This is a genomic window from Cedecea neteri NBRC 105707 = ATCC 33855 (genome assembly GCF_001571265.1).
Classification (GTDB): Bacteria; Pseudomonadota; Gammaproteobacteria; order Enterobacterales; family Enterobacteriaceae; genus Cedecea; species Cedecea neteri.
Window position 1 is genome coordinate 1 of sequence record NZ_BCTL01000108.1, and the last position, 2,872, is coordinate 2,872.

At 43.8% G+C, this 2,872-nt stretch carries 4 protein-coding genes and 1 pseudogene; all 5 read right to left on the bottom strand.

What is annotated here, in order from left to right:
• A pseudogene (locus CNE01S_RS23905) lies at positions 1 to 602 on the bottom strand (hypothetical protein); the annotation flags it as partial.
• A gap of 27 nt (positions 603 to 629) precedes the next feature.
• Positions 630 to 902, bottom strand: coding sequence for a hypothetical protein (locus tag CNE01S_RS23910; RefSeq protein ID WP_061279182.1), 273 nt, complete (start codon positions 900 to 902; stop codon positions 630 to 632).
• On the bottom strand, positions 899 to 1,441 hold the full coding sequence (locus tag CNE01S_RS23915; protein ID WP_061279184.1) for a hypothetical protein: 543 nt from the start codon (positions 1,439 to 1,441) through the stop codon (positions 899 to 901). The genes CNE01S_RS23910 and CNE01S_RS23915 overlap by 4 nt, the downstream gene beginning before the upstream one ends.
• Before the next feature lie 377 nt (positions 1,442 to 1,818).
• The gene (locus CNE01S_RS23920; protein WP_061279186.1) at positions 1,819 to 2,037 is read right to left on the bottom strand and encodes a helix-turn-helix transcriptional regulator; all 219 of its coding nucleotides are present in this window, start codon (positions 2,035 to 2,037) and stop codon (positions 1,819 to 1,821) included.
• 110 nt (positions 2,038 to 2,147) lie between these two features.
• Positions 2,148 to 2,795: an inovirus Gp2 family protein gene (locus tag CNE01S_RS23925; protein ID WP_061279188.1), complete on the bottom strand. Its 648-nt coding sequence runs from the start codon at positions 2,793 to 2,795 to the stop codon at positions 2,148 to 2,150.
• Between the last annotated feature and the right edge of the window lie 77 nt (positions 2,796 to 2,872).

A 2,872-nucleotide genomic window follows, 5' to 3' on the forward strand; every position in this document is an offset into this window, starting at 1 on the left:
AGTTCAGCCTTGTATTGTTTCATGTGAGTTTGGGATACGAGACCCGCATCCTGTAACGAAGCTACAGCCAATCTTGAAGCTCCCGGACGAGAGGTTAAATCGGCAACAGTATTGAGCGTGTTATCGTAGGGATAAAAGAGACCACCATAACTCGGGTGCCAACACTGTCTATCATCAACCCAGTAGACAGAGCAGACAAAAACCCCGCCTCCTGGGAAACGATCCAGCACCCGATTAATACCCGGTACGGGCTCAAGGTCTACTTTCGCTTCCCAACACAGCGCTATTCGTTTCGTCGAGAGTACGGCCTGTTTGTCAAAATAGGATTCAAGAGCACCTTCTTTCTCCCAAGGGATTTCAAACGTCACGACCGGGTAAGGCAAACGGGCCAGATCCAGATGCGTCTGACGTAGGTCTTCGGGTGCAATAAAGTCGGCGCAGTTTGGCAGGATAAACTTAACGCTGTTTTCCAGCAGGTTTATCATATTACGCAATACGTGAGCGGTATATGGTTTTTCATAGAGGCAGCCACGCTCTAGTTCTTTCAGATCGTCAATGGCAGAAGGCGTGTAGTTAAGTGGCGTCACTGTTTCAGTGTGCATAACTTCTCCCTGAATGTTAGAAGCAGATCATTTGAATTTCATGAATTCATTATTTTTAAACGATTTAGCTAGATCATTCTTCATTTGTTCAACAAGCTCATCAGCATACGCTTGGGCTATTTCGATCCCTTTCGATTTAGCGACGATGAGTAGCGATGTCACGTCATTTTCCCTCCCACAGTTGGCACAGACGACAAAACTATGATCTGGAGGTGAATAATCTTCGTAGGGTAAAGCAAACTGCTCCGAACGACAAAATGAGCAGCGTAGCCGAATGGTCTCTTTAAGGTCTTCCATCATCCCATCAGACCTGGAAGCCAACCTGCTAGACCACCTACGATAGAGCCAACCAAAGGGTGCTCCAGAAATTTAGCTAAGCGGCTTTTGGCTTCTTGCTTTTCTTCGTCGGTAGCTGAGGACGCCTCGATTTGCTGAACTAACTGGTTAAATACAGTGTGAATGTTTTGCGTATTACTGTTGCCAACCTGTGCTGGGCCATGAATATTTAGAGTCGCAATTTGCATGCTAGCTCCTAATTCGTATGAGCGATTTCTCCCGTGTTTAACTGAAATAGCCCGGCTCTGACCTTCTTCTGTCAGGGATACATGTTCGAAATCTCCATAGTCCTTAAGTACAAGGCAACGGGAATGGCAGATGTTGATTATTTTGAACAAATACTCTTCCGACCAGTGAAACCGCTCGTCAATAGCAATGCGATCGTTCTGATCCGTATCAAATCCAAATGAAACGGTTTTGATCGTTTCTCCGAGGCTCTCCATGTCATCATTCATGTATGTCAAAAGAGCATCAATATCTGCCTGAATTTTCTCTGCGTCCATTTATTGCCTTTTTATGTTGATTAAGAAAGCAGCATTGTACATCTAGTCCCGCTTGGCGATAAGCTCTGATGCAATCTTTAGTAAAGTAGCTCAAATGACTCTATCTGTTCTGCAGTATTACCAACAACTGATATACCAATGGTCTGCTATCGTGCAGGACGTCAGACGAGACATTCGAACCTGAGTAGTTATCATACTACCATCCTCGGAAACTCCTGTTGCCCTTATAGCTGTGTATGCTGACATCGTATAAAGCACTTTATACATTTTGAGGAGCCTTACGCTACAGGTGATAAAGTTGCTTGTTAAAAACTTCTGGAGGTACTTTGCTTTGTTCTGTGAATATTTCGATAACAATCATTTAGAATTATTATGGGTTAGCTGTTTCTGGATTGTTCAATACGTTTTTTTACCCAAGCTTCAACTTCGTTTTGCATCCATCGCGAGCTCCTGCCAAGTTTAATTGGCTTTGGAAATTCACCGTCTTTAATCAGCTTGTAAAACCATTTATCGGTCAAGCCCGTAAAGCTGGTGATAAATGCCATATCGACCATTTTGTCGTTGGTGAGGTAGGATTGTTGGTCGTTGTTGCTCATGGGTTGTCTCCATCCTGATATTGAGTGAGTCAGGAGAAGCGCCATTGCTGGTGGCTGACCGTTGACGCATTCTCCTTCTCAACATCCACACCCGTGTAATAAATTACGTATCAGTTCTGAGAACGGCCAAAGTTACGCTGACCATCGGAGTTGTTTTTGCTGTACTCTTTAGCCATATACATCGCTCTTGAGGTTAAATCTTCGAAATTGTCCTCGAAGTAACGGTTATTGCGGTTTAACTGATAAAAGCCACTTGGAGCAATGTGAATCAGCCCCATATATTTATTTTCCGCGTATTCTCGTTTAATTGCCCTTATCCATGCTCGAACAATCATGTTAAAAACACTCTGGTTGAAAGCATTGTTAAGATCTTTTTTAATCTTCCCCGGCCACACATAGGCGTCTTTGTTTAGCAAAAGCAATACGTGGTAATGCTTCTTGCTCCCTTCCTGATTAAATTCCCGTACCCAGACAAATCTCATGTTGCATGTCAGGGTCTTCTTACCCGCTTTTCTCTTACGATTAATATCCGCTTTGATTTGTGCTTTTACCGAGTTGATGAAACGCGTGATGACCTCAGGGCCTGTATAACACTGATCTGGGCAATCTGGGATCTCTTCTTCGTCAGGGAAGCGCAGATCGACTCTTATAGCCAATAGACGAGGATACTGTTTTAACGCTCTGTCAATTGTTCTGGTGATACCGTGCACATAGGTTTGATTCAGTTCCCCATACCGACTTTGGTTCTTGGTGCTCATTACGTGGTGTCCTTAGCTGATTGAACTCAGCTCATCGGATACCTGGTAATGATTTAAGGAATGCTGAAATCTACTAA

Excerpts from the sequence above, each read along its gene's own strand:
- CNE01S_RS23920 (WP_061279186.1), bottom strand. The coding sequence starts at position 2,037 with ATGAGCAACAACGACCAACAATCCTACCTCACCAACGACAAAATGGTC.
- CNE01S_RS23915 (WP_061279184.1), bottom strand. The coding sequence starts at position 1,441 with ATGGACGCAGAGAAAATTCAGGCAGATATTGATGCTCTTTTGACATAC.
- CNE01S_RS23910 (WP_061279182.1), bottom strand. The coding sequence starts at position 902 with ATGATGGAAGACCTTAAAGAGACCATTCGGCTACGCTGCTCATTTTGT.
- CNE01S_RS23925 (WP_061279188.1), bottom strand. The coding sequence starts at position 2,795 with ATGAGCACCAAGAACCAAAGTCGGTATGGGGAACTGAATCAAACCTAT.